Annotated in this window: 25 protein-coding genes and 1 tRNA gene; 13 read left to right on the top strand and 13 right to left on the bottom strand. The window is 63.5% G+C overall.

The features are described from left to right. Window positions 1-348 precede the first annotated feature (348 nt). From KF838_03370 to KF838_03325, 10 genes are all read left to right on the top strand, one after another. On the top strand, window positions 349-1,020 hold the full coding sequence (locus KF838_03370; GenBank protein ID QYK48895.1) for a class I SAM-dependent methyltransferase: 672 nt from the start codon (window positions 349-351) through the stop codon (window positions 1,018-1,020). A gap of 12 nt (window positions 1,021-1,032) precedes the next feature. Then, window positions 1,033-1,914: a BtpA/SgcQ family protein gene (locus tag KF838_03365; protein QYK48894.1), complete on the top strand. Its 882-nt coding sequence runs from the start codon at window positions 1,033-1,035 to the stop codon at window positions 1,912-1,914. Window positions 1,915-2,054: 140 nt separating this feature from the next. After that, complete coding sequence (locus KF838_03360; protein ID QYK48893.1) at window positions 2,055-2,747, top strand: hypothetical protein; 693 nt, start codon at window positions 2,055-2,057, stop codon at window positions 2,745-2,747. A gap of 139 nt (window positions 2,748-2,886) precedes the next feature. Next, complete coding sequence (locus KF838_03355; protein ID QYK48892.1) at window positions 2,887-3,567, top strand: Maf-like protein; 681 nt, start codon at window positions 2,887-2,889, stop codon at window positions 3,565-3,567. Further along, window positions 3,564-3,986, top strand: a complete 423-nt coding sequence (locus KF838_03350; GenBank protein ID QYK48891.1) for a hypothetical protein — start codon at window positions 3,564-3,566, stop codon at window positions 3,984-3,986. Before KF838_03355 ends, KF838_03350 begins: the two co-directional genes overlap by 4 nt. Beyond that, the gene (gene lpxK / locus KF838_03345; protein QYK48890.1) at window positions 3,983-5,041 is read left to right on the top strand and encodes a tetraacyldisaccharide 4'-kinase; all 1,059 of its coding nucleotides are present in this window, start codon (window positions 3,983-3,985) and stop codon (window positions 5,039-5,041) included. The genes KF838_03350 and lpxK overlap by 4 nt, the downstream gene beginning before the upstream one ends. A gap of 125 nt (window positions 5,042-5,166) precedes the next feature. Then, on the top strand, window positions 5,167-6,780 hold the full coding sequence (locus tag KF838_03340) for an MmgE/PrpD family protein (protein ID QYK48889.1): 1,614 nt from the start codon (window positions 5,167-5,169) through the stop codon (window positions 6,778-6,780). A gap of 35 nt (window positions 6,781-6,815) precedes the next feature. Then, window positions 6,816-7,556 (top strand): hypothetical protein, encoded by a 741-nt coding sequence (locus tag KF838_03335; protein QYK48888.1) that lies wholly within the window; start codon window positions 6,816-6,818, stop codon window positions 7,554-7,556. After that, entirely contained in the window at window positions 7,553-8,119 is a 567-nt protein-coding gene (locus KF838_03330) for a TIGR00730 family Rossman fold protein (GenBank protein ID QYK48887.1), read from the top strand. Before KF838_03335 ends, KF838_03330 begins: the two co-directional genes overlap by 4 nt. A 56-nt stretch (window positions 8,120-8,175) precedes the next feature. Further along, on the top strand, window positions 8,176-8,403 hold the full coding sequence (locus tag KF838_03325) for a hypothetical protein (GenBank protein ID QYK48886.1): 228 nt from the start codon (window positions 8,176-8,178) through the stop codon (window positions 8,401-8,403). A gap of 221 nt (window positions 8,404-8,624) precedes the next feature. Here KF838_03325 and KF838_03320 read toward each other — a convergent pair whose 3' ends face one another. Next, window positions 8,625-9,095, bottom strand: coding sequence for an SRPBCC family protein (locus KF838_03320; GenBank protein QYK48885.1), 471 nt, complete (start codon window positions 9,093-9,095; stop codon window positions 8,625-8,627). 170 nt (window positions 9,096-9,265) lie between these two features. On the opposite strand from KF838_03320, the gene KF838_03315 reads away from it, so the two are divergent. The 3 genes from KF838_03315 (at window position 9,266) to KF838_03305 (ending at window position 11,091) form a co-directional block, all read left to right on the top strand. After that, window positions 9,266-9,859 carry a hypothetical protein gene (locus KF838_03315; protein QYK48884.1) on the top strand — a complete coding sequence of 198 codons (594 nt, stop codon included), beginning with the start codon at window positions 9,266-9,268 and terminating at the stop codon, window positions 9,857-9,859. Between the two features lie 106 nt (window positions 9,860-9,965). Continuing rightward, window positions 9,966-10,460: a hypothetical protein gene (locus KF838_03310; protein QYK48883.1), complete on the top strand. Its 495-nt coding sequence runs from the start codon at window positions 9,966-9,968 to the stop codon at window positions 10,458-10,460. A 55-nt stretch (window positions 10,461-10,515) separates the two neighbouring features. After that, the gene (locus tag KF838_03305; GenBank protein ID QYK48882.1) at window positions 10,516-11,091 is read left to right on the top strand and encodes a hypothetical protein; all 576 of its coding nucleotides are present in this window, start codon (window positions 10,516-10,518) and stop codon (window positions 11,089-11,091) included. Window positions 11,092-11,157: 66 nt separating this feature from the next. On the opposite strand, the gene KF838_03300 is transcribed toward KF838_03305, so the two are convergent. From KF838_03300 to KF838_03245, 12 genes are all read right to left on the bottom strand, one after another. Continuing rightward, on the bottom strand, window positions 11,158-12,360 hold the full coding sequence (locus tag KF838_03300; GenBank protein ID QYK48881.1) for a citrate synthase: 1,203 nt from the start codon (window positions 12,358-12,360) through the stop codon (window positions 11,158-11,160). A 182-nt stretch (window positions 12,361-12,542) separates the two neighbouring features. After that, window positions 12,543-13,199, bottom strand: coding sequence for an OmpA family protein (locus KF838_03295; protein QYK48880.1), 657 nt, complete (start codon window positions 13,197-13,199; stop codon window positions 12,543-12,545). A gap of 123 nt (window positions 13,200-13,322) precedes the next feature. Further along, on the bottom strand, window positions 13,323-14,861 hold the full coding sequence (locus KF838_03290; GenBank protein ID QYK48879.1) for an A24 family peptidase: 1,539 nt from the start codon (window positions 14,859-14,861) through the stop codon (window positions 13,323-13,325). Continuing rightward, window positions 14,861-15,148: an exodeoxyribonuclease VII small subunit gene (locus tag KF838_03285; protein ID QYK48878.1), complete on the bottom strand. Its 288-nt coding sequence runs from the start codon at window positions 15,146-15,148 to the stop codon at window positions 14,861-14,863. The genes KF838_03290 and KF838_03285 overlap by 1 nt, the downstream gene beginning before the upstream one ends. A 10-nt stretch (window positions 15,149-15,158) precedes the next feature. Continuing rightward, window positions 15,159-16,676 (bottom strand): exodeoxyribonuclease VII large subunit, encoded by a 1,518-nt coding sequence (xseA, locus tag KF838_03280; GenBank protein QYK48877.1) that lies wholly within the window; start codon window positions 16,674-16,676, stop codon window positions 15,159-15,161. Between the two features lie 120 nt (window positions 16,677-16,796). Beyond that, window positions 16,797-17,492, bottom strand: coding sequence for a hypothetical protein (locus KF838_03275; GenBank protein QYK48876.1), 696 nt, complete (start codon window positions 17,490-17,492; stop codon window positions 16,797-16,799). 207 nt (window positions 17,493-17,699) lie between these two features. Continuing rightward, window positions 17,700-18,827, bottom strand: coding sequence for a glycosyltransferase (locus KF838_03270; protein ID QYK48875.1), 1,128 nt, complete (start codon window positions 18,825-18,827; stop codon window positions 17,700-17,702). 9 nt (window positions 18,828-18,836) lie between these two features. Continuing rightward, window positions 18,837-19,880 (bottom strand): ABC transporter ATP-binding protein, encoded by a 1,044-nt coding sequence (locus KF838_03265; protein ID QYK48874.1) that lies wholly within the window; start codon window positions 19,878-19,880, stop codon window positions 18,837-18,839. Then, entirely contained in the window at window positions 19,877-21,010 is a 1,134-nt protein-coding gene (locus tag KF838_03260; protein QYK48873.1) for an ABC transporter permease, read from the bottom strand. Before KF838_03260 ends, KF838_03265 begins: the two co-directional genes overlap by 4 nt. A gap of 74 nt (window positions 21,011-21,084) precedes the next feature. Beyond that, on the bottom strand, window positions 21,085-21,684 hold the full coding sequence (locus tag KF838_03255; protein QYK48872.1) for a hypothetical protein: 600 nt from the start codon (window positions 21,682-21,684) through the stop codon (window positions 21,085-21,087). Window positions 21,685-21,689: 5 nt separating this feature from the next. Further along, a tRNA-Pro gene (locus KF838_03250) sits at window positions 21,690-21,763 on the bottom strand. A 101-nt stretch (window positions 21,764-21,864) separates the two neighbouring features. Next, window positions 21,865-26,445 carry a hypothetical protein gene (locus tag KF838_03245; protein ID QYK48871.1) on the bottom strand — a complete coding sequence of 1,527 codons (4,581 nt, stop codon included), beginning with the start codon at window positions 26,443-26,445 and terminating at the stop codon, window positions 21,865-21,867. Window positions 26,446-26,495 lie beyond the last annotated feature (50 nt).

Genomic DNA, 26,495 nt, shown 5'->3' with positions numbered 1-26,495 from the left:
GCGTCTCCTTGCACCACTGGCGAACCCCGGGGATTTCTCGCCCTCCAGGGCAAACTTTCGGGCTGACCGGATCTCCGCCGACCAGGCCCACCCGTGGCACGCCCGACGCCACACGACGTCACCGAGGCGGTCCACGACCATCGAGGTACGCATCGACCCCACAAGCCCGACACTTCAGCACTACACCACCCACACACGCGACTCCAACTTCCGTCTGACGGCTGTAACGCGCATCCCATCTCGAACGGCAAGTAACCTCAACTCGCCCCGACCAACGTATCATCGCCACATGATCGGACCATGCTGATCGCAGACACACACGCCCTACACCTCCCCAGCAGCTAAACCATGCGACCATCTCTTGCACAAGTCCGCGTTGGCTACGACCGCTGGGCCTCGATCTACGACCACGACGCGAATCCGCTCCAGGCACTCGAAGGCCCCAAGGTCCGAGAAGCCGTCGGCAATCCCCGCGACTTGCACGCCCTCGACCTGGGCTGCGGCACAGGCCGACACGCCCTCTGGCTCGCCGCCGAAGGCGCAACCGTCACCGCGCTCGACTTCTCCGACGGCATGCTCGATCAGGCCCGCAAGAAGCCCGGATCCGATCGCATCCGCTTCCTTACACACGACCTTCACACCCCCCTCCCCTTCGCCGCCGAGTTCGACCTCCTCGTCAGCGGCCTCGTGCTGGAGCACATCGCCGAGCTCGATCACTTCTTCTCGGAGGCCCGCCGCGTCCTCCGCCCCGGGGGGCACGCCGTGATCTCCGCCATGCACCCCGCCATGTTCCTCCAGGGAACTCAGGCCCGCTTCAAGGATCAAGCCACGGGCGAAATCATCATGCCGGGCAGCGTCCCCCACTCCATCAGTGACTTCGTCATGGCCGCGAATCGTGCTGGTTTCACCATCGCGAGCATTACCGAGCACGCCCCCGATGCCGACTTCGCGACGGACTTCCCCCGTGCCGCCAAATACGTCGGCTGGCCGATGCTCGTCGTGATGTCACTCTCGACCTGATACCCTGATCCCATGCCCTCCACTCCTCGGTCCACATTCCTTGGCCGACCCGGCGCACTCGTCGGCATGGTCCACGTCCACGCCCTCCCGGGAACACCCGGCTCATCTCTCTCGCCGGACCAACTCGTCCGCCGCGCCGTTGCCGATGCCCGCGTTTACCTACGCACCGGCTTCGACGCCATCATCATCGAGAACATGCACGATCGCCCCTACGTCCACGGGCCCAAGCCGCCCGAGGTCGTCGCTGTGATGACGCGCGTCGCGCTCGCCATCCGCGAACTCGACGCCCGCATCCCGCTTGGTATCCAGATTCTCTCAGGGGGAAACGCCGATGCCCTCGCCGTCGCCCTCGCCACTGGCGCGTCCTTCATCCGTTGCGAGAACTTCGCCTTCGCGCACGTCGCCGACGAGGGCCTTCTCGCCACCGCCGAGGCAGGCCCCCTCCTCCGCTACCGTCGCTCGATCGGTGCCGACCACGTCAAGATCTGCTGTGACATCAAGAAGAAGCACGCCTCCCACGCCCTCACCGCAGACCTCTCCCTCGCCGATGTCGCCCACGGTGCAGAGTTCTTCAGCGCCGACGCCCTGATCGTCACGGGCGCCGCCACCGGCCGCCCCACCAGTCCGGCAGACCTGGCCGAAGTCCGCGCCGCATCCGATCTCCCGCTCCTCGTCGGCTCGGGTGTGACCCCCGCGCAAGTCCCCGACCTACTCACCCACGCCGACGCGCTGATCGTCGGATCCTCCGTCAAAGTCGGGGGCCACTGGGCCAACGACCCCGACCCTGCCCGCTGCCGGGCACTCGTCAAAGCCCGCGACAAAGCCAGCACCCCGCGTGCGCCTCTGGCCAACTCTGGCCGCTCCGCCTCCGCCAAAGCCCGTCGCTCCCTCTGATCGCTCCGTACCGATCCCCCAGCCCCACCAGATCGAACCCCAGCGCACCTCTCCCCCCACTTCCGCTCGCCCATCCCCAAGCCCCTCCCGATAACCGGCTCGGGACGCGCACAGACGCGTCCGACGGGAGCAGGAATCGGATGCCAGCGGCAACGAACCAACGCGCCACACGCCCCAGCCAACTCGCATGGCTTATCTGGCTCTTCACGGTCGCCACAACAGCCATGGTCGCGTGGTCCACACCCACCGAGGGCGATGTGTCCCTCCAAGCCCATGAACTTGGCCTCATCTTCACCGCCTATGCCCTCGGAGCCCGCGCCATCGCCTGCGCTCTCCACGACTGGGGCACCTTCGTCATGGCAACGCTGGGTATCACCTTCGGACTCTGGTTCCCCTATCTCACCCAACAAGGCGGGCCGCAGATCCTGAGTGTAATCGCGCACACCGGCATCACCGACCCCCTCCTCAGTCGTCTCGAACTACCCGCTGTCATCGCCGCGGCAGGCATCATCACCGCCGCGGGCACCTACCTCGTGACGCATTCCGGTCGCGCCTTTTTCGAGATGGTCACGATCAGCGTTGTCTGTGGTTTGGCTCTCGTTGTTCCGATCGAGCAACCGACGGTCGCTCGCATCGCCGTGCTGCTCTGGCATAGCTGTGTCTGCGCTTCACTCTGCCGCTGGGCGTTGGTCGCTGCTCGCCGAGCCAGAGGCGTGGGCTGCCCATTCTGTGGGTGCGACCTCCTCGGCCTGACGACCCCCGTCTGTCCGTCGTGCAAACATGCCCTCCCGAGCGTCTGCCGACTCCCGGGACACAACCGAAAAGCAGCATAAGTCGCTACCTCAGGCAGTACCGCTTGGGCTGTGCCGCCCCCGGTTACGCGTTCAAGACCGATTCGCTCCAGAACCCGGACCCAGCCGGAAACTGTACAATACTCGCGACGAGAGCCCCTCCCGCTCACACGCCACAAGCATGAACGCGACACCGTCCAATTCCGGCAGCGCTGAGCCCTTCGTGGCCGAGACTGTCGTCAAGCGCGACGGTGTGCGGCTCTTCCTCGCAAGCCGCTCTCCACGTCGTCGCGAGCTTCTTGCGGAGGCAGGGTACAACTTCGAATTTGACCACCCCGGGCTCGAAGACTCCGATCTCATCCCAGGTGATGTGACACCCAGGGAATGGGTCGCCTCTCTCGCCTACTTGAAGGCTCGCGCCGGCACGCACGTCGCACAGGCGACAAGTCGCGTGGCAGATGTCATCATCGGGGCAGACACCGCGTGCGTGCGAGACGGGCGACTGATCGGCACTCCTCGCAACGCCGCAGAAGCACGAGACATGATCGTTGATTTTGCAGGGCGCGAGCACGAAGTCGTCACTGGCCTCGCGCTCATCTGCGTCCAGAGTGGCCGGCGGCTTCTGATCGCCGATTCCGCGCGTGTACGAATCGGCACGCTCTCCTCCGAAGAGATCGATCGGTACATCGACACCGAGCTCTGGTCCGGCAAGGCGGGTGCATACAACCTCACGGAGCGTCTCGCTGCGGGTTGGCCGATCCAATTCGAAGGAGATCCCGCCACGATCATGGGCCTGCCGATGAAGCTGCTACATATACACCTTCACCGATTCATCACGTCCCACGCGGAGGCCAAAGCGTGACGCTCGGCGACTCAATGACCCTCTTTGCCGCATCGCCGGTCGCACCCGCGTGGATCGTCTTCCCGCTTGGCGGCTTCACGCTTGTTGTCGTTCTCTGGCATCTCTGGACCGTTATCAGGAGCGATGCAGCCCCGGCCCATTCAGCTCGACGCCGGATCCGCCTGGCGAATGCCGGGGTCATGCTCTGCCTCGTGCCGCTCGTCACCTTCGCGTTTGGTGTCGCCACCACCGCCTCGCCTCGATTATTCGCTCTGGCGTGGCTCGCAGTGATGGGGCTCCTCGCGCTCATGGTCCTCCTTGCGATGATGGACTCCGCAAACACGGCACGCATGCACCTCTCTGATCGGGCAGATCTCAGAGAACAGCTCAGACGCGCCATTAAAGATCCCATCGCCAGAATGCCGGACCGTCACCCATGACGCACGGACCGGTCCCCTGGCTCCCCACACCCCTCGCCTCTCTTGCCTCACGCCTCTATCTGCGAGAACTCAACCGCCGCAACCGCAACTTCGACGCCGGCAAGAACGTCACCACGCTCTACGTCCCAGTCATCTCCATCGGAAACCTCTCCGTCGGCGGCACAGGCAAGACGCCCCTCGTCGAACACATTGCTCGCACGCTCACGGCCTCCGGCGCACGCCCCGCCATCGCGATGCGCGGCTACCGCGCCGCCAACGGCCTGAGCGACGAGGCACGCGAGTACCAACTCGCTCTTCCCGACGTCCCCACGCTCGTGAATCCCGATCGCATCGCCGCCATTCGCGGCGCTCAGTACTTCCTCAAACGCCAAGGCGTCCCGCCCCTCACCTGCGTCATCCTCGACGACGGCTTCCAGCACCGGAAGCTCGCTCGCAAGCTCGACATCGTCCTCATCGACGCAACACGCTCCCCCTTCAACGACCACCCGCTCCCCCGCGGCTGGCTCCGCGAGCCAGTCGAGTCCCTCCGCCGCGCCCACGCCATCATCATCACGCGCGCCGACCTCGCACCCGATGCCGCCGCCACCATTGCGGAACAGGTTTCGTCCGTCGCCCCCGGACTCCCCTTCGCGACCATCGCGTATGAGTGGTCAGCACTTGATATCACTCACAACGCTGAAAATCGTACCGAACCCATAGAGTGGCTGAAGGGCAGACGCCTTCTCCCATGCGCCGCCATCGGAAACCCAGACGCATTCCTCAGGCAGATCTCAGCCCACGCCGACTCGCCCCTCCTTGAGTCCCTCTTTATCCGCGATCACGACCGCTACGCCCCTCGCACCATCGACTCGCTGATCACCATGGCCCGCGCCTCCAGTGCCGACGCCATCATCACCACTCGCAAGGACTGGACCAAGCTCTCCCGCGTCAGCCCGACCCGCTGGCCCTGCCCCGTCGTCCGCCCCATAGTTCAGGTCCGATGGCTCACGGGGGGTGACACCCTCCACGGCCTCATCTCCACCGCGGCCCGCTCCCCACATCTCCACACGTCCTGATCCTCCCGCGGCTCCCTTGTCGCCGGCGATTCCGTGTCCTCTGTCTGCCATCTGGCCATTTGCTATTTGCCATTTGCTCCCCCTCCACCCCTACCCTCTCTCCCCACCCCCCTCGGAGCCCGCCCATGGCCGACGCATTCGTCAATCTCCCCGCCGACTCCAACCAAGCCCTCGGCATCGCCAAGTACGCCATCGATTTCATGTCAGACGGCCCGACCGGCGGCTCTCCCGACAAGTCCGTCATCGAAAAGACCAACCTCTTCCACACCGACGCCGTTCTCTGCGGCCTCTCCGCCATCGCCCTCGGCACCAACGCCCCGAACCTCCTCCGCGCCGAAGCCCTGCAATACGCCGTTCCCCCGGGCGACCACGGCCCCGGCCTCGGAAAGTCCAAGTTCCACGGCGCGACCTGCTTCGGCTCCTCCATCCGCGTCAAGAGCGAGAAGGCCATCGTCGCCAACGCCTCCGCCGTTCGCGAGTGGGACTCCAACGGCACCAACTTCGGCTACAACCCCAAGACCAACTCCATCGCCGGTGAGTTCGGCCACAACGACTTCTACCCCGTTGCCATCGCCGCCACGCAGATGATGGGCCGCGACGGCGCATACGCCTTGAAGGGCATGATTCTCCTCGACGAGATCCGCGGCCGCCTCGCCGAAGTCTTCTCACTCAAAACCTACAAGATCGACCACGTCCTGCACGGCGCAATCGCCTCCGCCGCCACCTTCGGCGCAATGGTCGGCGCCACCGCAGAACAGATCGAGTCCGCCATCGGCATGGTCGTCGCCCACTACGTCCCCTTCCGCGCCATCCGCGCCGGCAAGCAGCTCTCTGACTCAAAGGGCGCATCCGCCGCGATCTCCACCGAAGCCGCCATCCTCTCCATGAAGCGCTCCATGGCCGGCTTCCTCGGCCCGCGCGATATCTTCCGCAACCCCGAGGCCGTCTTCCGCATCTTCGAGGGTCCCGGCCAGATGTTCCAAAAGGTCGGCGCGACCAAGGCCAACACCGACAAGGCCGACGCATCTCCCTTCAATCTCCTCCTCGCCCGCTCCGGCTCGGACTTCGCCGTCATGGGCATGCACTTCAAGCTCGGCCTCTATGAGCACCAGTCCGCCGGCGCGCTCCAGGCGATGATCGACCTCATCCAGAAGGCCCCCGCCCTCATCGCCAACGCCCAGGGCGAGAACATCAAGCAGATCAAGATCGTCGCCTACGAGCCCGCCTTCGGCATCATCGGCGACCCCGCCAAGCGCGACCCCAAGACCCGCCAGTCGGCCGACCACTCCATGGTCTACATCGTCAGCACGCTCCTCCGCAAAGCCCTCGAGCAGAAGAAGGCCGGCTGGAAGGACCTCATGCTCGCCCCCGTCGACTACGGCCCCGAAGCCATCAACAACCGCCTCACCCGCCAGTTGATGTCCAAGATCGAGTTCGCCCACGGCGGCCCGGACTACGACCGCCGCTACCCCGACGGCATCCCCACCTCCGTCGTCATCACCGACAACACAGGCAAGACGCACGACAGCGGCCTCGTCATGTACCCCGGTGGTCACGCCCGCAACACCACCGCCGACCTCAAGGGCATCCTCGCCCACAAGTTCCAGCTCCTGGGCTCCCTCGCCTTCGACAACCCCGCCCCCATCATCGACCGCTACTCCGACATCCACACCAAGTCCGCCGACCACATCCAGACCATCAACGACTTCGACCTCACCGTCAAGGGCAAGTTCGACTGAACCCGATGCGAAGGACCGGAGTCAGGGGTGCTTGCATGAAACTGAGATCCTCACTGTTGACAGTCGGCTTCGGAATAGCGATCGCTGCGGGAATCATCGCGTTCAGCATTCGTCCCACGGCATCCAGCCGCGCGTTCTCAGTCTCAATGCTCGTGGACGGCGATCGCTGCGTCTACTACCCGAACGGATTCGATAGCGATCCGCTCGACCCGGGCTTCGATGTTCAGAGTGAGATGTGGGCATTCAAGCGGCACGATGCCACACTCCACGTGCATCAGAAGGCCTACGCATTCTCCCCATCTCGGAGAGGCAGTCGTACCCAAGGCACACCGATCGTCACGTACACCTGGGCGACGCTTGATTCGCCGCGTGTTCGCACGGCCGCAGGACGCGCGGCGCCAGAACCGACAATACCCGATCTTTCCACCGACGATATGGCCGCCCTGCAGGCATACCTCGCCGAAGACCAGGCCTTCCGCAGAAATCCCGCGTACTTCGAAACAATCCCACACATCCGTGAGCACGCGCTCAACTACTTCGCGGGACAATGGCCCACCGAAGTTGCGATGATCCGGGCCGACGCGCCGCCGGTACGCACCTTCCATCCGCGCGGCCTCGCCTTTCCCGCCATCATCTTGCTTCTCGCGCCCGCCGCCATGGTCGGCCAGGCATACGCCCACGCCGTTCGCGCAAAGCGACGTGCGGCACAGATGGCTGAGGGCCTCGCCAGCTCCAGTCCATCAGACGCTCCTGATACGTCGAAGGATCCAAAGTGACCACCCCCTCCATCTGCATCTTCTGCGGCTCAAAGCCCGGCAACAACCCCGCCTACATCGACCTCGCGCACCGCACCGGCCAGGCTCTCGCCGCACGAGACCTCACCCTCGTCTACGGTGGCGGCAGCAAGGGCATGATGGGCGCCGTCGCCGATGCCCTGCTCGACGCCGGAGGCCGCGCCGTCGGCATCATCCCCGACTTTCTCATCGGCAAAGAAGTCGCCCACCCCCGCATCTCCGACATGCGCATCGTCAAGAGCATGCTCGACCGCAAGACCATGATGCTCTCACTCGCCGACGCCTTCCTCACGCTCCCCGGCGGCTACGGCACCCTCGACGAACTCTTCGAAGTCGTCACCTGGAACCAGATCGGCACCATCACCAAGCCCTGCGGCCTCCTCAACATCAACAACTTCTACACCCCCACCCTGCAGCAGATCGACCTCATGGTCCAGGAGGGCTACATCTACGAGAAGAACCGCTCCCTCATCCTCGACGACGACAATCTCGACCGACTCCTCGATCGCCTCGTCGAACGCATGCCGACGCTGTCTGCGCAATAGACGCCCCTCCGCACATCTGCCTTATCAACCCCTATCGCGTTCCTACGGAGCATCCAATGGCACTTGAAGCGATCATCAACCGCGAGGGCATCTATCGCATCGTCCTTGAGGAGTATACCGAAGGCGTCTACGTACTTGTCTACGACTCCCCGCAAGCGCCACGTGGTCCGTGCAAAGACCATCTTCAGGACGACTGGGAGATGGCGAAGATCGCGGCTTTGGAGGACTACGGCATCACCGAGGACCAGTGGAAAGAAGCTCCCGACACACGCTTCAGAGGTTAGCGATTCACCGAGCGCCACCAGTGCCAGCCACACAACGTGAAGATGAACTGGTGCTCTTCAAGGCAGCACGAAGTGCTGATCGAAAGTAGCCGGGGCGTGGAGCGATGGGCGCCTCGCCCGAGCGACACCCCCGGTAGAGCCGCCGCACAGCGGCTTCCTTTGAACGCCTTTCAGTCGCCAAAGGCGACGCACTCCTGACTCACTCAACGCGTCGCGTGACGTCACCCCCCATCCGGAATCTCCGGCTCGACAACAAGCGCCAATTGCACCAGCGACTCCTGCCATCCGAGATAGCACATCTCCACCGGAATCATCGCCGGGATGCCCGTCTGCACAATCTCCACTTCCGTCCCGCAGATGACCTTCTTCAACCTCACCGTCACCTGCATCTCGCCCGGCAGATTCGGGTCGTCGAACTTGTCCGTGTACCGGATCCGCTCGTGCGGCGTCAGCTCCGTGTACGTCCCGCCGAACACGTGACTGCTGCCCGTCCCAAAGTTCGTGAACGACATCTTGTAGCTCCCGCCGACCCGCGCATCCATGCTGTGCATCTTGCCCGTGAATCCGTACGGAGGCAGCCACTTGACCATCGCATCGGGATCGACGAACGCCCTGTACACACGCTCCGCCGGAGCGCGAAGAACACGGTGAAGCCGAACGCTGTTGCCTGTCGATGACCCTGCCGATGACATGGTTGAGTTCCTTTCTGGGAGCCGACGTCTATTGAAGGCGCCCATCGTCCATCGCATCGCGCTGGCCCACGCGCACGTGCCGCGATCGTGTCACTACTCCGCCCGCCCGACCATGCGCCTGCCGGTGCCTCCCCAACACGTGTACGCCCGGTTCGCCGTACAATCAGCACGTGCTTGACGAGCCGCCGAAGCCGATAGACCTCCTCCAACGCATGGTGGATGCCGTGGAACATGTGCGTCAACGCTTGCTGCGTGCCTCAGCTGCCCTCCGCGGCGCGGGTGTTGAATACGCCGTCGTGGGCGGCAATGCAGTCGCCGCCTGGGTCGCGACCATCGATAGTGCCGCCGTCCGCAACACGCAGGATGTCGATGTCATGATCCGGCGCGCGGACTTCGAACTCGCAAGAGACGCCCTCGAGAGCGCGGGCTTCGTCTATCGTCGCGCCGCGGGGATGGACCTGTTCCTCGATCACGCAGCCGCCTCTGCGCGTGACGCCGTCCACATCATTTATTCCGGTGAACTTGTCCGGCCAGAGGAGCCCGCTCCCAACCCCGACGTGAGCGAGTCAAAGGACATGGGGACATTCACGGTGCTCGACCTCGAAGCCCTTGTCCGAATCAAGCTCACCGCGTTCCGCCGCAAAGACCAGGTCCACCTGACGGACATGATCGATGTCGGACTGATCGACGCGTCGTGGACGACGCGGCTACCCGCGCCTCTCGCCGCACGTCTGCAGCAGCTGCTCGACACACCGGACGGCTGAAGACCGCCGCGGCCCCAATCCACTCCGACCTTGGCATGCGGTGGTAAAGTCCTGCATGGGATTCTTCTGGCCATTCTCTACAGAGAAGTCGCGTGAGCAATCTCGCATGAAATGGCAGGCCTACGAAGCCGAGGCCGACGCTGTCGCCCGCCGTGTCTTCGCAGAGCTCGCCGCCCGGTTCCCCTCGCTGACGATGGAGGAACATCCTGAAGACCCCGTCGAGATCAGCATTGTCATCCCCGAGCAGGAGGGATGCAGCTACCGGGTCTCGCTCAACTTCCAGAACGCCGATGAACTCCACCTCGTGGTTGAGAGCTTCTGGCTCGAATGGTTCCCCTGCACGAATCCGAAGGTCGCCGAGTTGTATCTCGCGGCCGTATCCGGATTCCTCTCCGGCGAGTACCGGATCATGGAGTATTCATTCCTCGGCGAGTGCTACCTCGCCCGGCTCCAAGTGCCGCACGCGCGCGGCTGGAAGACCATCGGCTTCTGGACCAACGCAGGCGTTCGCCTGCCCGGCTTCATCAAGACCCGCGAGATCCGCAACGACCCGCCGCCTGTTCAGAAGGGCACCGTCGCTCCGAATTCGCATCGAACTTGATATGCTGTCGCGGTCCATCAGCGAAGCGGAGCACCGAACGGCAGGAGACCCACCCATGCTCAACGCAGCAGCGTTCCTCTCTTCTGGCTTCCTCACCATGACAATCTCGGCGGGATCGCTCACCAGCACTCAACCCGCTCCTGGTCAGCAACCACCCAAAGAACCCGCGACCGTCACGAGCATCCCCGCGGTTATCGCCGATGCCGCCTTCCTCGCCGGAGACTGGTCCGCCGTGCGTACCAGCGAGCGCGGAGGCAATGAGTTTGTGCAGGAGGTCTGGACAGCACCGGCAGGCAACAACATGCTGGGCATGTTCCGCTGGGTCAACGCCGCCGGTAAGCCGATCGTCTTCGAGATTCTCACCATCGTCGAAGAGGGCAACTCTCTTGCACTCCGTCTGCGCCACCAGACCGCTACGGGTGTATCGTGGGAGGAGAAGGATAAGCCCGCAACCTTCACACTCGCTGCGAAGTCAGCCACACGTCTCGACTTCGTCGACACCGCCGAAACGTGCGACCTCTCTGCCTGCATCTACGAGCGCACAACGCCCGACACGCTCGTCATCACAGTCAGGTTCGACAATCCCGCACAGAAAGACCTGGTCTTCAATCTCACGCGATCCACGCCCTGAACCGGACGGACGCAGAGACACAATCCCAGACCCTTCGCTCCGCGCTGCAGATCCTCAGGGCGTCGTCTACTTCCCGGTCCAGCTCATCAACTCGGGACCGTTGTACTGGGCGATCGGCCGAATAAGCCGGTTGTTGGCGTGCTGCTCCATGATGTGCGCCGCCCACCCCGTGACCCGAGAAGCCACGAAAATCGGCGTGTACTGCGGCACGGGAATCCCCATCGTGAAGTACGTCAGGCCGCACGGGAAATCGACATTCGGATGGATCTTCTTCTTGTCGAGCATGATGCGCTGCACCTGCTCGCCGAGCTCGAACCACCGAAGGGCCGCGTGTCCACCGGGATTCTTCGTGTCCTTCTCAGCGATCGCACGCCCGAGCTTGTGCAGAATCGGAGCCCGATGATCCCCGTTCTTGTAGACTCGATGCCCGAAGCCCATCAACTTGCGCTTCGTGTCGAACGCCTTCTGCATCCACTTGTCAACGGCGTCCGTGCCGACACCATTCTCGCTGACGTCGCGCATGATCTCCTTGAGCATCTCCATCGCTTCCTCGTTGGCGCCACCGTGCAGCGGGCCTTTGAGAGCCGCGATGCCGCCAGCCATCGCGCCGTGCATGTCGGACAGCGTCCCGGCAATGACGCGCGTGGTGAACGTGCTCGCGTTGTAATCGTGCTCGGCGTACAGGATCAACGAGACGTCAACGACCTTGGCGTACTCGGGCGATGGCTTCTGGCCCGACATCAGATACATCAGATTCGCCGCGTGCGAGAGATTGGGATCCCCGCCTGTCTTCGGCTCGACAATCTCATGCCCATCCAGCACGTTCTGCATGTGGCCGATGATGGTCGGCACCTTCGCCAGAATCCGCTTTGCCTTGCGGAGATTGGCCTCAGGCGTGATCTCCTGTGAGTCCTTGTCGAGATTGCCGAGGATGGAGACACACGTCCGAACGATGTCCATCGGAACAGCGGTGCCGCTCTTGAGCATCGGGCCGGTCGTCCTGATGAAGTCGATCACATCGCCCGGAAGGGCACGCTCGGACACGATCTCCTGCGTGAATCGCGACAGTTCCGATGCCGAGGGCTTGTGCCCTTCGAGCAGTAGAAACGCGACCTCCTCAAACGTCGCGTGCGCCGCGAGGTCGTGGATCTCGTAGCCGCGATAAATCAACTGGCCTTGGCCGACGTTGCAGATCGCGGTCTCACCGGCGATGACACCTTCAAGACCCTTGGCGAGCGTCGGAGCGGGTGTGGCGGCTGCAGTGGTCATCGGAACAACCTCCGTTTGATCGGTTGGCGATTGGGTTCAAGTCCGGAGCGCGCCGAATCTGCGGCACGCATTCGCCGAAGATCGTATGTCCCCGGGACCCCCGAGGAGCGACACCCACACACAAAGAAGCGGGGCCCGCACGATGGCGAGCCCCGCGTCACTGCCGTCTTAGGAAACACAACTTATCTGGTGCCTTCCGCGAGAATCACGATCTCGACGCGCCGGCTGTCCTTCTTGGTCCCCTTCGGCTTTGCCGGACCAAAGGCCGCAGAATAGACCCGATTGTTGTTGACACCCTTGGTGACGAGGTACTCCTCAACAGCCAACGCTCGCTCTGCGCTCAGTTGCTCATTGCTGCGCCACTTGCTCTTCCGGATCGGATCAGAATCGGTGTGGCCTTCGACGCGAATGACATTCCGCCGATACTGGTTGTTCAGCACGCCGGCGACCCGATCCAGCGTCTGCTTCGATGTGTTCTTCAGAACCACCGAGCCGGAATCAAACAGGACGTCTCCGGCGACACCGACGATGATCTCGCCGCCGGAACCGTAAGAAACATCGACATTGCTAATGCCCTCAAACCCGGTTCCAGAGGTGCCGTAACCCGCCGGAGAAGTGGGTGCCGAAGCGAGCTGCTGCTCCAGACCCGCCTTCTGCGCATCGCAGTCGCGAAGGGCCTGCTCCAGCGACTCAATGCGCCCCCGAAGCTCGTTGTTCTCCATCAACGCGGCATCAAGCTGGCCATTGTTCTTCTTGCAGCCGCCCGAAATCGCGGCCACAACGAAGACTGCTCCAAGAAGTGCGACGCGAATGAATGGTGAGATGCCAAGACGCGACATGACCTATGCCTCCATGACGTACGAGTGCGAGCGTGCCGGGACATCATCGGCCCGGGGCAACTAGGGTAGCCAAAGCGGGGCGTGGGCGGAGCCCTCCCCTCCCCGAATCTTGCCCATGAGCCGCTAAGGCAGATTCACAGGACGGTGCAGGATCGCCTCGAGAAGCATCTCCACACAGGGCTTCAACAGGACGACCACCGCAGTCCCCAAAGCCAGACACGGCCCGAAGGCCAGGGTGCGTCTGACCCGTCGCGCAAGGATCGCGCGGACGACCTCAAAGAACACGCCAATAAACGCCGCCGCAAAGAACGCCAGAATGGGGTCAATCCATCCGAGGCAAGCCCCGACCCCCGCCATCAGATGGACATCGCCGAGCCCGAGGGCCTCCTTGCCGAACGCCAGAGATGCCAGAATCCGAGCCGCCCATACAACACCCCCCGCGACCAGATACCCCATCAGACTGCCGCAGATCACGTCCAACCAAAGCGGAACAGCGTGCGCTGGTGCGAAGCCAAGCGCGAAATCCGGGGTCCACGGACCAGCAAGGTGTTTCGCAAGCTTTCCACCCAGAATCGCGAGTGTCACGCAAGGAGCCAGGAACGCAAGCTCTCTGATCATCTCGCGACGTGCATGAGGATACTGGATCCACAGCTCTGCCTGGGCCTCGGGATCGCCCTGAACATCTCCGGAAACAGCGGGTTTGGTACTCCCCTCATCTTGCAACGCGCCCGCAGGAGCCCACCCGCTCTCTTCCCCCATCGGCTCTGGGTCTCCGGTGACGTCTCCAGACAACGGATCATGGTCGGGCGCCTCGCCACCCATCTCGGCTGGGACAGCCGAGGTCTCGTCAGACGGCTGGAGAGGCACCTCATCGCTCTGGGCGGGGCATGCTGAAGGTGGTTCCGAGCTTCCCACGCTCCCCGCGAGTGTCGATCGCTCCCACTCGTCATAGTCCGCAAAGCTGCGGCGAATCAGGCCTGTCCAGAGCAGTAGGTTCCCGATCCCGAGCCCGACCATCCCTCCGATCGCAGCCCCAACCCACCACCATCCGGCAGGACCCGGCAACGGAATCGCCCATCGAAAGCCCGGAGCAAATCGCCTCAGCTCGATCTCCCTGGCTTCAAGCACGACAACATGCAGCGCATGGACGACGAAGCCGACAATGGCAGGAAACCACAGCAGGCCAAGCGGGATCAGACGCGTCTTGGCGTCGATCAGCGTCATTGCTGCGAGGCAACTCATCATCGACAGCACAATCACGAGCATCGGCCATGTCAGCGCAAGCCCATTCGCCGCCCACTCAGGCCGGAGCCACGCCACCCACCCCCACTCACGCGGCAGCATGTACCAGACGGAATAAATCGCTCCGAACAAGAGCGCAATCGCCGCCTCAACCAGCGGATACTCGGGCGAGATCTTCGCCCTGCAAAAGCGACATCGCCCGCCCAGAAACACCCAGCCGAGAACGGGGATGTTCTCTCTCCAGGTCAGCCGCGTATCGCACACCGGACATCGGCTTGGGGGCGAGACAATGTCAAGCCCCCGCGGAAGCCTGTACACCAGCACATTCATCAGCGAGCCGACACACGCCCCGAACGCGATGACAAACAGAAGCTTCGTTGCCTCAGCGAGAGAAATCAGCAGTGTGTACTCGCTCGGCATCAGAAGGAGGACTCCTCGTCCCCACCTTCATCGTCCGAGTCCTCATCGGGGCTTGACGCCTGGCCGCTCTCAATGTCGGAGAGTGAGAGCTGCTGGATCCGCTGCTCCGCCCGCGAGAGGATCTCGCGGCACCGCCGGATCAGCCCCACACCTCGCTCATACTCCCCGATGGATTCCTCCAGGCCGATCTCGCCGGACTCAACCCGAGCGATGATCGACTCGAGTTCCTCCAACGCCCGCTCGAAGGTCGGAGACTCACGTTCCTCGTTTGTCCGTCGCTTCGCCACATATGTCCTTTCACTGATCCTGTCCGCCTCCGTGAGGAGCCGAGTCAAAGAGCATCGGGGTGCCGGGATCCACCGCTCTTCGCCGAGATGCGTGAGAGCCGCGGAGACGTCCGAGCAGTTCCACGCTTGTGCTTCCCCCCACGACCGACTCAACTCGACCGTCGGCGAGTTGCGTCGTCAGAGTGTCGCCGGCAGCCACTTGCGACACAGACCGAAGTATCGAGCCATCCTTGCGAATGGTCCAAGAATAGCCACGACCGAGCACGGACCTCGGGCCCACCGATTCGAGCTGCCTCGACGCCGCGTCGATCCGCTGAACTCGCTCTCTCTGGAATCTCTGGAGCGCCACTCCAAGCCGCCCTGTCGAAGCTTCCAGTCTCGATCCGAGATACTTGATCCGGACCTCCGGCGAGACTCTCTCTGCTTTCTGGGATGCTTGGGCGATGGCGACTCGCCCATCGAGCACCCGACGCCTCACGACACCGGCAAGACGCTCAGATGCACGCACGACCTCCGCCTGCGACCGCCAGAGAAGCCAGCCCGGATCTCGGAAGATCGGCTGTCGAGCCACATACCGGAGTCTCTGCCCCTCGGATTGCAGCACGCGCCGGACCGCTGCATGCAGTCTCGAGCGAGAGTCACCTACCTGCCGGAGCAGCTCGCCGCGATCGGGCATCAGACGCATCGCGGCCTGCGTCGGTGTTGAGGCACGCTCATCGGCAACAAGCTCTGCGATCGTCGTATCCGTCTCGTGACCGATCGCCGCGACAACCGGAATCGGTGAATCAACAATGGCGTGCGCCACCACTCGCTCGTTGAACGTCCAGAGATCCTCCTTCGAACCCCCGCCGCGCGCAACAATGATCGCATCGATCAACAACTCAGCACTGCGGCGGCCGATCGCGCGAATCGCCCTCGCGACCTCCTCCGCTGCTCGCTCACCCTGAACACGCACATCCACAACCACAATGTCCACCGCAGCGCACCTGACGCCGGCTGTCTTGATGACATCCTGGAGGGCCGCGCCCGTGGCGCTCGTCACGACGGCCACACGCCGCGGGAACGCCGGCAGGGCCCGCTTTCGCTCCGGCGCGAACCAGCCCAACGCTCGCAACTCCTCGCACAGTCTTCGAAACGCAGCATCGAGCTCACCCTCGCCGATGGGCTCGATCCGGTCGACCAGAAGCGAGACCTTGCCCGACTTCGCATAGAACTCGACCCTGCCGGAAAGAACGTACGTTCGACCGTTCTCAATGGCGATCCTCGATCGACTCGCCGCGGATGCAAACATGACGCACGAGACGACCGCCGCGTCGTCCTTGGCATTGAAGTACCAATGCGTCCGCTGTACCGCCCCACTAATCTCGCCAACGACCCGGATCGTCCTCGGAAGCCCGCCCTTCAACGCGCCATCGATCCGTTGCGCAAGTTCAGCAACGGTCAGCGGACGATCCGCCGGTAAACCCGCGCTCAGCGAAGCAGACCGAGGAGGCAATCTCGCAGGATCAAACGGCAACCGACCGGACATCAGGCGTCGCTCCGAGGCGGCACCGCACGACCCGCTCAGAAAGCGAATACCGACCGGCCGATCGCCACCACGGGATCAGCCGGTCGTCATTCGGTGCCACAGACAGCATATCGCCGACTGTCAGTCCTTGTTTGCCATACGGATCACGCCCTGATCATCTCCGACGTATCCCCCGGTGCGACCGACATGCCGCACGATTTCTGCCGATGCGCCGGGCGGCAATGAGATGCGTGCAGGACCCTCGACCCGCATGTTCCGGTGGAGCCGGGGCTCTCCCTCGGGAATCTGAATCCTCGCGCGAGGGGTGGGAAGTGCCGAATCACGACGATCCGCAGGAGCATGCAGGGTCGCATCGTTCACGTGGGTACGAACGCCGCCCGTGAGCCCGTTCTCGCGCAGCCACTCGTGCCGCGCCTGCTCAAGGCGATCGCCCGCCCGATTCCTCGCTCGGTTGTAGGGATTCGTCACCCGGCTGCCCCGCTCCGATCGATCGTTCGCGACCTGCCACGGGCTCACGATGCCGTAGTCGAACGAGTTGAATGGCTCAATCGGATCAACAAAAACCCCGATCGCCATGCTCTCCGCCCCATGGGCTCCGTAGTAATCAGCACCAGGGCTGCCGCTCTCGACGGCCCAAACGTCAACACCGCCGATCACCGGGCGCCTGGTGTACATCAGCCCGTTGAAGCCCGGACGCCTCACATCATCAACCATCGCACTGGGGTACCGAGCCGACGATGCCGGCATCACCACGCACTGAGCGTGCGTCGAGCCGCTGAGAATCGCCAACACAACGACGGAAGCCACTCTGAGCATGTCCCACCTGCCTCTTTGTCCCGCGATCACCGAACTGCCGTTCGTAACGCCGCTCACACGGGCGACTCACCATGCACGACTGAAGAGAAACTTTCTCCCTCTTCAGCATGCACGATGTTCTGGCAGAAACAAGCCGAGTTTGAGGCGATTTGCGGCCCCATAACCCGTTCTATCGCCCGAGAACGCCCCGAATCCGCCGCACGCCGATCATGACCTGGGTCCAACCCGGGCCCGCGGGCCTCCGACGACCCACTCATACGCCCCGAGAACCGAAGCGACATGCGAGGTCGCGCGATGCTCCTGCGCGACCTGCGCGGATGCTCGCGCCGCAAGAGCCCTCGCTCGGGCCGGATCACTCAACGCTCGCGCGATCGTGTTCGCCCACACGCGAGGCGTGTGCTCATCCACGAGCCAAGCCGTCTTGTCATCCACGAGCCACGAAACACCCGGATCCGCCGCGGCTACAACCACCATGCCCGCCGCCATCGCGTCGAGCAGCACGCTCCGCTGCTCGCCCACCGCCTCCGGCTGCACCAGAATATCAGCACGCAGCGCGATATCCCGGCGCATCTCGATATCGTCAATCAGCGACAGGCGACCGAGCAGCCCCAACCGCTTCGCAACCGACCACGCCCTCGAACGCCGCGCCGCCATGGCATCCATGAAAATCACCGCGTCGGCACGCTCGGATGTCGCCAACCCGACCCCCTCAAGAGCCGCGAGCGTTGCCCTTGCGTCTCTCCCTCCTCCCGTGATCACGATGCTGACGGAACGATCCGGCGATACCGCCGGTCGAGTTCTCGCGATCGCGTGCACTCCCCACGGCGCGGCACGCACCGCCGTCAATCCCGCCGCCTTCAGCCGCCGCTCAATCGTAATGTCCGGCGCCAGAAACACCCGCTGCACCTGCGGGTCCCGCCTGCTGATCGAGACCGCTCGATCCACCAGTCCCATACGCCAGACCTCGAAGGCAATGGCAGATCCGATGCGCCGGGCAACATCCAGAGACAGATCCCACGCCGCGCCCCCGAAGGCGTGAACAACATCGACCGACCTGCCCGAAGCTTGAGACTGGCCCCTCTCCGATTCGGCTTGCTGGATCGAGACCGCTTGAGACGCGAGCCGTGCCGCACGGAGCCCGCGCGTAAACGGCACCCGCGTGGCATCGTAACTCATGGCCTCAATCAACGGCCCGACACCAGCGACACCCGCAAGCCCCTCGGGAAGAGCGTGCGCGACACGAACCCCCTCGTCCGCCAGCCCGATCTCTAGACGCGAGAGCATCGACCGCTCCCGCGTGCCGAAAATCTCATCGGCGATGATCAAGACCCGCATAGCACCACTTTACACGTCCGTGCTTCCGCACGCGAGAGCCATCGGCTCCGCCCACACCCCGACAAGCCGCCCGGGCCCTACAGGAACAAGCACGCTGCTCTCCCCCACCGGAGTCCCCCCGGGGGGAGGGCCATGCTCAGGCCACCACGGCGTCAGCCCGCCGAGCGTCCCACGTATCGACTCCACGCTGCTCATGATCTCCGACACGATCGGAAGCCGCCCGCCCCTTCGCCCCACTCCCGGCATACACGAAATCAAGGCACGCGTGTACGGATGCGCGGGCGAGGCAAGCACCTCACGTGTCGAGCCGTATTCGACCACCCGTCCCCGATACATCACACAGATTCGGTCGGAACGTTGCGCGACAAGACCGAGATCGTGGGTGATCAGCATCACGCCCAAATCCCTCTCACGGCGCGCCTGGTCGATCAAGTCAAGCACCTGCGCCTGCACAGTCACATCAAGAGCCGTCGTCGGTTCATCCGCGATCAGCACGCACGGACGACACAGAAGCGCCATCGCGATCATCACACGCTGACGCATCCCGCCCGAGAACTCGTGGGGATACGCGCCAAGCCGCGAGCCCGCACCCCGGATACCCATGCGTTCGAGTTCCTCCGTGACGAGCCGCTCCGCATCGGCCGCTTCAGGCCGGTGCAAACGCACCGCCTCGAGCAACTGATCGCCGATCGTCAACACGGGATTCAGCGACGTCATCGGCTCCTGAAAGATCATCGCGATCCGCCCACCCCGAACCCGTACCATCTCGCGTTTGCCGAGCGACTCCAGAGCGGTCGTCGCACCGCCCTCGCACAGGTGAATCTGCCCCCGCTCAACAACCGCCGAATCCGGCAACAGTCGCATGATCGCGAGCGCGGTCATCGACTTCCCGCTGCCCGACTCTCCCACAACAGCGAGTGTCTGGTTCCGAGCGACACTCAGAGAGACACCCTCAACCACCCGAGCCGGGAACCCGGTCCCCGGAAATGAGACCGTGAGATCACGAACCGTGAGCAGTCGCTCCGACCCGGCATCCTGTACCCTCTGATTCATCGCCGACGCCTCCAACGCGGGTCGAACGACTCACGTAACGCCTCACCGACAAAGTTCAGCGACAGCAGCGTCGCCGCCAGCAGCACGCACGGAAACGCCAGCAGCCACCAGTGCGACCTGAAGGTGTTGATCTCTGCCAGGCCATCCGCCGCGAGGTTTCCCCAACTCGGCAGCGGAGGACGCACCCCAATCCCGAGAAAGCTCAGGAAGCTCTCCTGAAGGATCGCCTGCGGCACGGTCAACGTTGTATACACAACGATCGGCCCCACGAGATTCGGCAGCAGGTGTCGTGCGAAGACACGGACCGGCGATGCCCCCGCGGCTCGCGCCGCCTCCACAAAGGGACGCTCCTTCAGCGAGAGCACCTGCCCCCTGATCACCCGGGCCATCGTCAGCCAACTCACGCACCCGATCGCGACCAGCAACGTCGCGGCGTCGAGAGCGGCTCTCGTTCGCTCAGAGATCACCCGAGGGGGCAGAACCACCAACGCCGCCTCTTCGAGTGCGTCGCGCTCGGCCGGATTCACGACCATCCAGCAATCTATCGTCTCACGAGAGGGCCGAGAGGAAACGGGGCTGGCCGCTGACTGATCGGCCTCCACAATTCGCTGGGCCGCTTCAGCTCGCACCCAGGACGCACGCTCTTTCGTCCGGGCCTGGTACTCCTCGGTGATCGCCTGACCTGCAACAGCGAGCAACACAACCAGCAGAACGTACGGAAGCCCGTAGAGCACATCGACCACTCGCATCATCACAGCGTCAACACGCCCACCGACGTAACCCGCAATCGCGCCGTACAGGGTCCCGATCGACACAGCGAGGATTCCCGAGGCCAGCCCGACCAGCAATGAGACCGCCCCGCCGGCAAGACATCGCACCAGAAGCGAACGCCCCAGGTGGTCGGTGCCCAGCACATACCCATCACCCGGCGACCTCCTCGCATCCTCGACCAATCCGGTCGCGTAGGCCGGGCCCGCACCCGTCGACGCGAGTGTCCAGGGCAGACTGCCGAGGCAGATCGCCAGCATGAACAGGACGACCGCACCCCCGACAGCACCGGAGAGCGGCCACCGGGCTCGCGCCACAGCGGGCGTGATGGAACTCGTGGTTGAACCGAGTCGCGTCGTCACGGTCGGACGATACGCAGAGCAGCGAAGTCGGGCCCAGGGACTCGGCTCGCGAATCAAAGAGCGAGGCCCACCCCTTACTCGATCTCCTCGAATGAGGGCGCATCCTCGCCGAGCTCGTCGATGTCACCCTCCTGAAGGGATACATAACTCACCACCGCAACCGCCTCGGGAAGCCCCAATGCCTCGGCCAACGCCGCCAAACGCATCTCCTCAGAATCAAATGCGCTCTCGTCGAAATCGGCTTCCACGTCCACCTCAGGATCCGACCATTGATTCAGGATCCGCTCCACCTCCGCCACTCGCTCCGAACCGAAAGCGCGGCAAAGGGCGGCAGCGTCGGCACCCGATGGCGCCTGCGGCTCCTCATCCTCGAAGTACGAAGGGGCCGAGTTGTAGTCCATGACGACACGCCCTTGCTCAAAGAGCATCAGGATGAGCACGTCACTATCGTGAACCATGGCGCCGAGTGCAGGGCACTTCAGATCTTTGGACAGCGCGGCACCCAGCTCTGCGAGCGATTCGGGTTCCTGCTCATCGCAGACGCTGTCGCACACGACCGTGCATCCTCGCACCTCGCCGGACACAAACGCCTGACGCTCGTTCTTCCGAAGCCAATCCGAGACGCGCTGGGGCGCAACACCTCGTAGCGTGATGTTTGTCAGAAAAACTCCCATGCGAATCAGGGTGACAGGATTCGAACCTGCGGCCTCGTGGACCCAAACCACGCGCTCTACCAAGCTGAGCTACACCCTGGGACGTGACAGTGTAGGAAAGGTGACGCGGCGGCATCGCCGATCGATACCGCCGCGTCGGGGGGTGGGGCAGATAGTCTCAGGCACCGGGCCTCTGTCGCCTCAGTACGGCACTTCCTTGAAGAGCAGAATCTGGGGCTCGTCGCCCCGAACCGCGACGCTGGACCTGTCCACAATCATCAGGAACCTGCGCGCGACCGAGGGCACCAGCGGGTCCGTCGGCTTGAGCGACGCCAGGTCCGACTCGGCATAGCCGTGCAGAACGAACCAGACCGCGAAGTAGTCGGACCTCACGGTGAACAGATTGGCCACGCCGTTCACGATCGCGAGCCGCTCGCCGAAATCATCGCTCAGGCCATCACCCGATGAGCCGGTCTCCGTATCCATACCGGGAGCGGACAGGTTCTGCGTGTCGAATCCGAGACGATCGATCGAATGAAGCGTCCGCTCGGGATTGGTCGGTCGCGTATCCCTGAGGAGGAAGAGTTCGCCGAGAGATCGGATGCCGGGTGTCTCTCGTAGCCCGGGCACGTCGGTCGTGAAGAAGCGACCGTTGTTGTCACCCTCGTAATTGAGCGTATCGGCTCCATCGTTCAAGTCGGTGAAATCGAGAATCGACGCGACGTTGAAGCCGGCTCCGCGACGCGGATGGACCGGGATCTTGTCGCGATACGCCACCAGCGTGGAAGCGATATCCGACGTCCGGTTGTGCTGCGATGCAGGCGTGAACCACCAATCAGAACTCCGCTGGTCGAACGGGCTCAGCAACCTCGCTGCACGGAGCACCTCGACCGGCGCAGTGTTGATGTTGATGAGGCCCGATGTCGCGACTCGCTGAGACCTGTACCGATCGTCCATCGTGTGGAAAATGTCCATGAGCGACAATGCCGCGGGCGCACCAGACCCATACAGGATGTCCAGCGGCTCGCCGGCAACCGGATAATCAAACCGCAGTGCACCCCCACCGTTCCTGAACAGAACGTAATCGTCGAGGACCAGATGCCCGCGATCGAGGGCGGGACGAGGATCGGCAATACCCGGATTCCTCAGCGGGTTCCCGAGCCCCTCCATGGGCGACCCCGCCGGTCCTCTGTCATAATCGAGTGCGAGCGCCAACGCCTCGCCCAGCGTGTAGAACCTGTCGGTTGCCGCGCTCGCGTCGTTGAGCGTTGCCGCGCCGGTCTCGTCCATCTCAACAAAGGGACCAATGGCCATCGGCAGATAGAGATCCGCAAGCCGCAGCGTCCCGTTGTTGACCCTGTTCCGCAGCGAGCGCGGGAACTCCACCACCAGATTGCTGAAAGCGACCGATGAAAGATTGTTACCGATCCCCGAACCCGTCTTGATCCCGGCACGCTGGCGCGCCGTTGCCAGAAGGATGTCTGAAGGGGGCGCCCCCGTCGTGCCCGAAATAAAGGTCGTGAACCGCTGGTATGCACCATTGGTATTCGGTGTGAAGTCCGACTTGTTCAGCGAAGCCGTCGAGAGAGAATCCGACGTGCGAGAGTTGCGGCTGTTCGTCTTCGACTCAATCACATATGCCGGAATGCCCGTATCGCCAACCGTGCCCTCGTCGGGACGGCGGATCGAAGCTCGCAGGGCGATCGTGAAGCCCGTGTTGTCATTGCCTGCGGGGAGAGAGCCGGAGAAGCTCTCCTCGCGCCCGATCGTGCCGCCGATGTCGTTCTGTCCGGGCGGCAGATCCCTCTTCAGAGAGACCCCCGAAGCCGCGGGATCCCGCAGTCGATCGACCAGGTAGTCATTCTCTCTGTTATTCGCACCAGATGATGCGGTGAGATTGTCATCTGTCGCACCGCTGATCATCGCTCGCCACAACCGGATCGACCGATGCTGAGACTCGGTGCCTGCGAATATCTCTCCGGCTGAGGCAAGAGTGCCGCTCGTGGCGTTCATCGCTGGGATGATCACGGGCTGGACAACACCCGTGGTGTTCTCGACTGAGAGCTGGGCGTTCAGCCAGGAACGGAACGGAGAGCCGTCAGGGTCGATCGGGCCGGTAGAGTACCGAGAATACACAGCATTCCAGCGTGCATTGAACGTCGAGTATTCGGCATCGAGAATCACGAAGTTGCGTGTCTCGCCGCGCCGGAGCACGATCGCCTTCTGCGGCGAGGAAAGATCCGTGGGATCGATCGCGACGAGCTTATACGTCCTGCCTCCGAACTCGATGTAATAAGTGTACAGAACATCAGTCGGCGAGAGTGATGTTCCATCCGTGGTCACATCATCCCTGCTCAGCGGAATGTCCACATCTTTGAACGGGTTCGTCAACTGGATCGCCAATATCCGTCCGAGATAGTCAGAGTTCCCCCAGCTCGCATCGCCGTTGATCGTGATGGGGCGCACCTCGATCACCGGCGGCACCCCGCCGTCGCTCGCCCCGATATCGGCATCGCCGCCAAGCACCTGCGGCGCATCGATGTAGATCGTGTACGCGCTGGCCTGTGTGATCACCGGCTGGGGCTTGACACCGTACACCGTGACCGCGTGCGTCGGGGACGTCGTACCGGTCGGCGCGATCCGTGTCGATGTCAGATCGAGCTGGCGTTCGATCGGCTGCCACCACCCCTGCCTGAACGTACGCCCGGCAACCGGAAGACCCGAATCCGAGATCAACTGCGTGCGGGCTCCCTCATGAAGAATCAGTGTGTAGGGATAGGGCTCGAACTCACGCGTATCGACGGTGCCGTCACGCCCGCTCGCAGCCAGAAGATTGATCGCGCTGTGCGCTGCAAGACGCACCGCCACCTCCGGACCGTCGTAGCCGTAGGCAAGGAACCTGGTCTGCGCGAAGTCCGATGCTGTCCTGTTCCAGACGCCGCTGATCGCGCTGTAAGGCGCAAGCGCATCCGCGTACCCCCTGAACAGCCGTGCGGCGTTCCGGTTCCGAACGAGCGAGATCACATTCGTCGAGAAGTCGTAGCTTGAGACAGCAGTGTTCGTCTGCAAATCAATCGAATTCGTCGGTGCCGGTCGAATCGGTCTCGCCCCCGAGTGCGTCGTCAGACGCTGCCTGATGTCTGTCGCGAACAGAAGCCGCGTCGCATCCAGCTTCCCCGCATCCGTTGGAAGCAGCGTCGCCCCGGGAATCTCAAACGAAAGCTGGCGATTGTCACGCAACGGGCTGTACCGACGTGTGCCGGCCGCATCCGCGCCCGCCTCAGGGAACCGACCGCCGAGTGCAGACTCAAGAATCGAAACCTGCTCGGGATCGTTGGCTACGCGATACGTCAGCAACTCCGTGAGATCGGACAGCCCGAACCCACCCGAGAACGCGAGACCGTCCGTGAGCAGGGTCGCCCCCGCCGACCCGGAACCCGACGCGAGAAACGATTTCTCCCGCTCGAGCCCGTTCGGCATCACGCGATTCCCCGTCGCCCCATCGCCGAGATACTGCGTGGCAAAGGTCGTCAGGTTCGTGCGTGGAGGCGGAACGATCGACGTCTCAAGAGACAGACGCAACGCGTTGTACCCACCGATGCCGACCTGATAGGCAAAGTCGTTGTTCAACGCGGAATAGTTCTCGACCGAAGTCGCATCCGTCGGGTTCCACACACGATAATCGCCCGTGCCGTGTGTTCCGACCGGGCTCCCGAACGCCGTTGCGTACACCTCGTAGGAATCCTGCATCGTCAGGATCGAACGCAGATCGATATCAGCAGGACTCATACCAGCAGGCGAATCGTTCGACGGCGCATTCACAAAGTCCGTCGCTGTGTTCACGTTGATCCGACCGGAAAGATCCACGATTCGCGCAGCGACGAAATAACGCCGCCCGTCCGCAGCCCTGATCAGATCCGTCGCTGCGGCTGACGGATTCGACGCGTTCACCAACTCCTGCCACCGTGAGTCGACGAATCCATCGCCGTCCGCGTCCGCATAGGAATACGGAATGTAATCGCGATCGTTGTACGGCCTGTCGTCATACAGCGGCCGAAACGCGTGCCGCTGGCGGTAAGAGAGATGCGCCGGCACCTCCGGATCGAGCGCCGTCGTGTCGTCATCGAGCCGCGTGTACCCGGGATTCCCGTTCTGGTCGAAGAGAGACAGGTAACGACGCATCTCGATCGGAGTCGCCCCGAACCCGCCCGAAGGTGGCCCGCCCGCGGAGCTCGGCCGAAGGTTATAGAGATTCACGTAGTTCCCATCGGGCGCGATGTTGCTGAGATGCAGCCAGTCACGCTTGCTCCGATACGACTGGTGCAGCGGCTCGTCCGACCATGTCCGGCCCGTACCCAGAATCGTCGGCTCGCTCGACGCGAGGTAGGGGTCATCGCCCCGCGTGCCGATCGGGTTGAACCGGAGCGCGGGTGTCGCAGAGACCGTCCGCCACACCGGGCTCGTCCAGGGGTAATCCCACGCCTCGCGCTGATACCGCTGCACCCGATCAATCGCGCCAGAACCCGGATCGATCGATGCTCTCACATCGTCCGCAAGGATCATCTTGATGTGGTCGCGCACCACGATCGCAACATCGTCACGCTTGCTCGCGCTGACCATCGCTGCGCTCGAGCGCGCATCGCCCTGACCGATCGAGAAGTACACGACCGCGAGAATGGTCATCAGCGCTAGCATGCCGACAACAAGCACGATGAACGTGCCCCGTCGCTGGCTGCGAAGCGTGCGTCGCGCAAGGGATCTGGCGTTGTGGAGGATGCTCATCGGTTGGTCTCCATGGCTCCGGAACGGCCCACCCGCCCACGGACAACGCG

The sequence above is a fragment of the Phycisphaeraceae bacterium genome, assembly GCA_019454185.1.
Classification (GTDB): domain Bacteria; phylum Planctomycetota; class Phycisphaerae; order Phycisphaerales; family UBA1924; genus JAHBWV01.
This window is presented reverse-complemented; position numbering and strand designations above follow the sequence as displayed.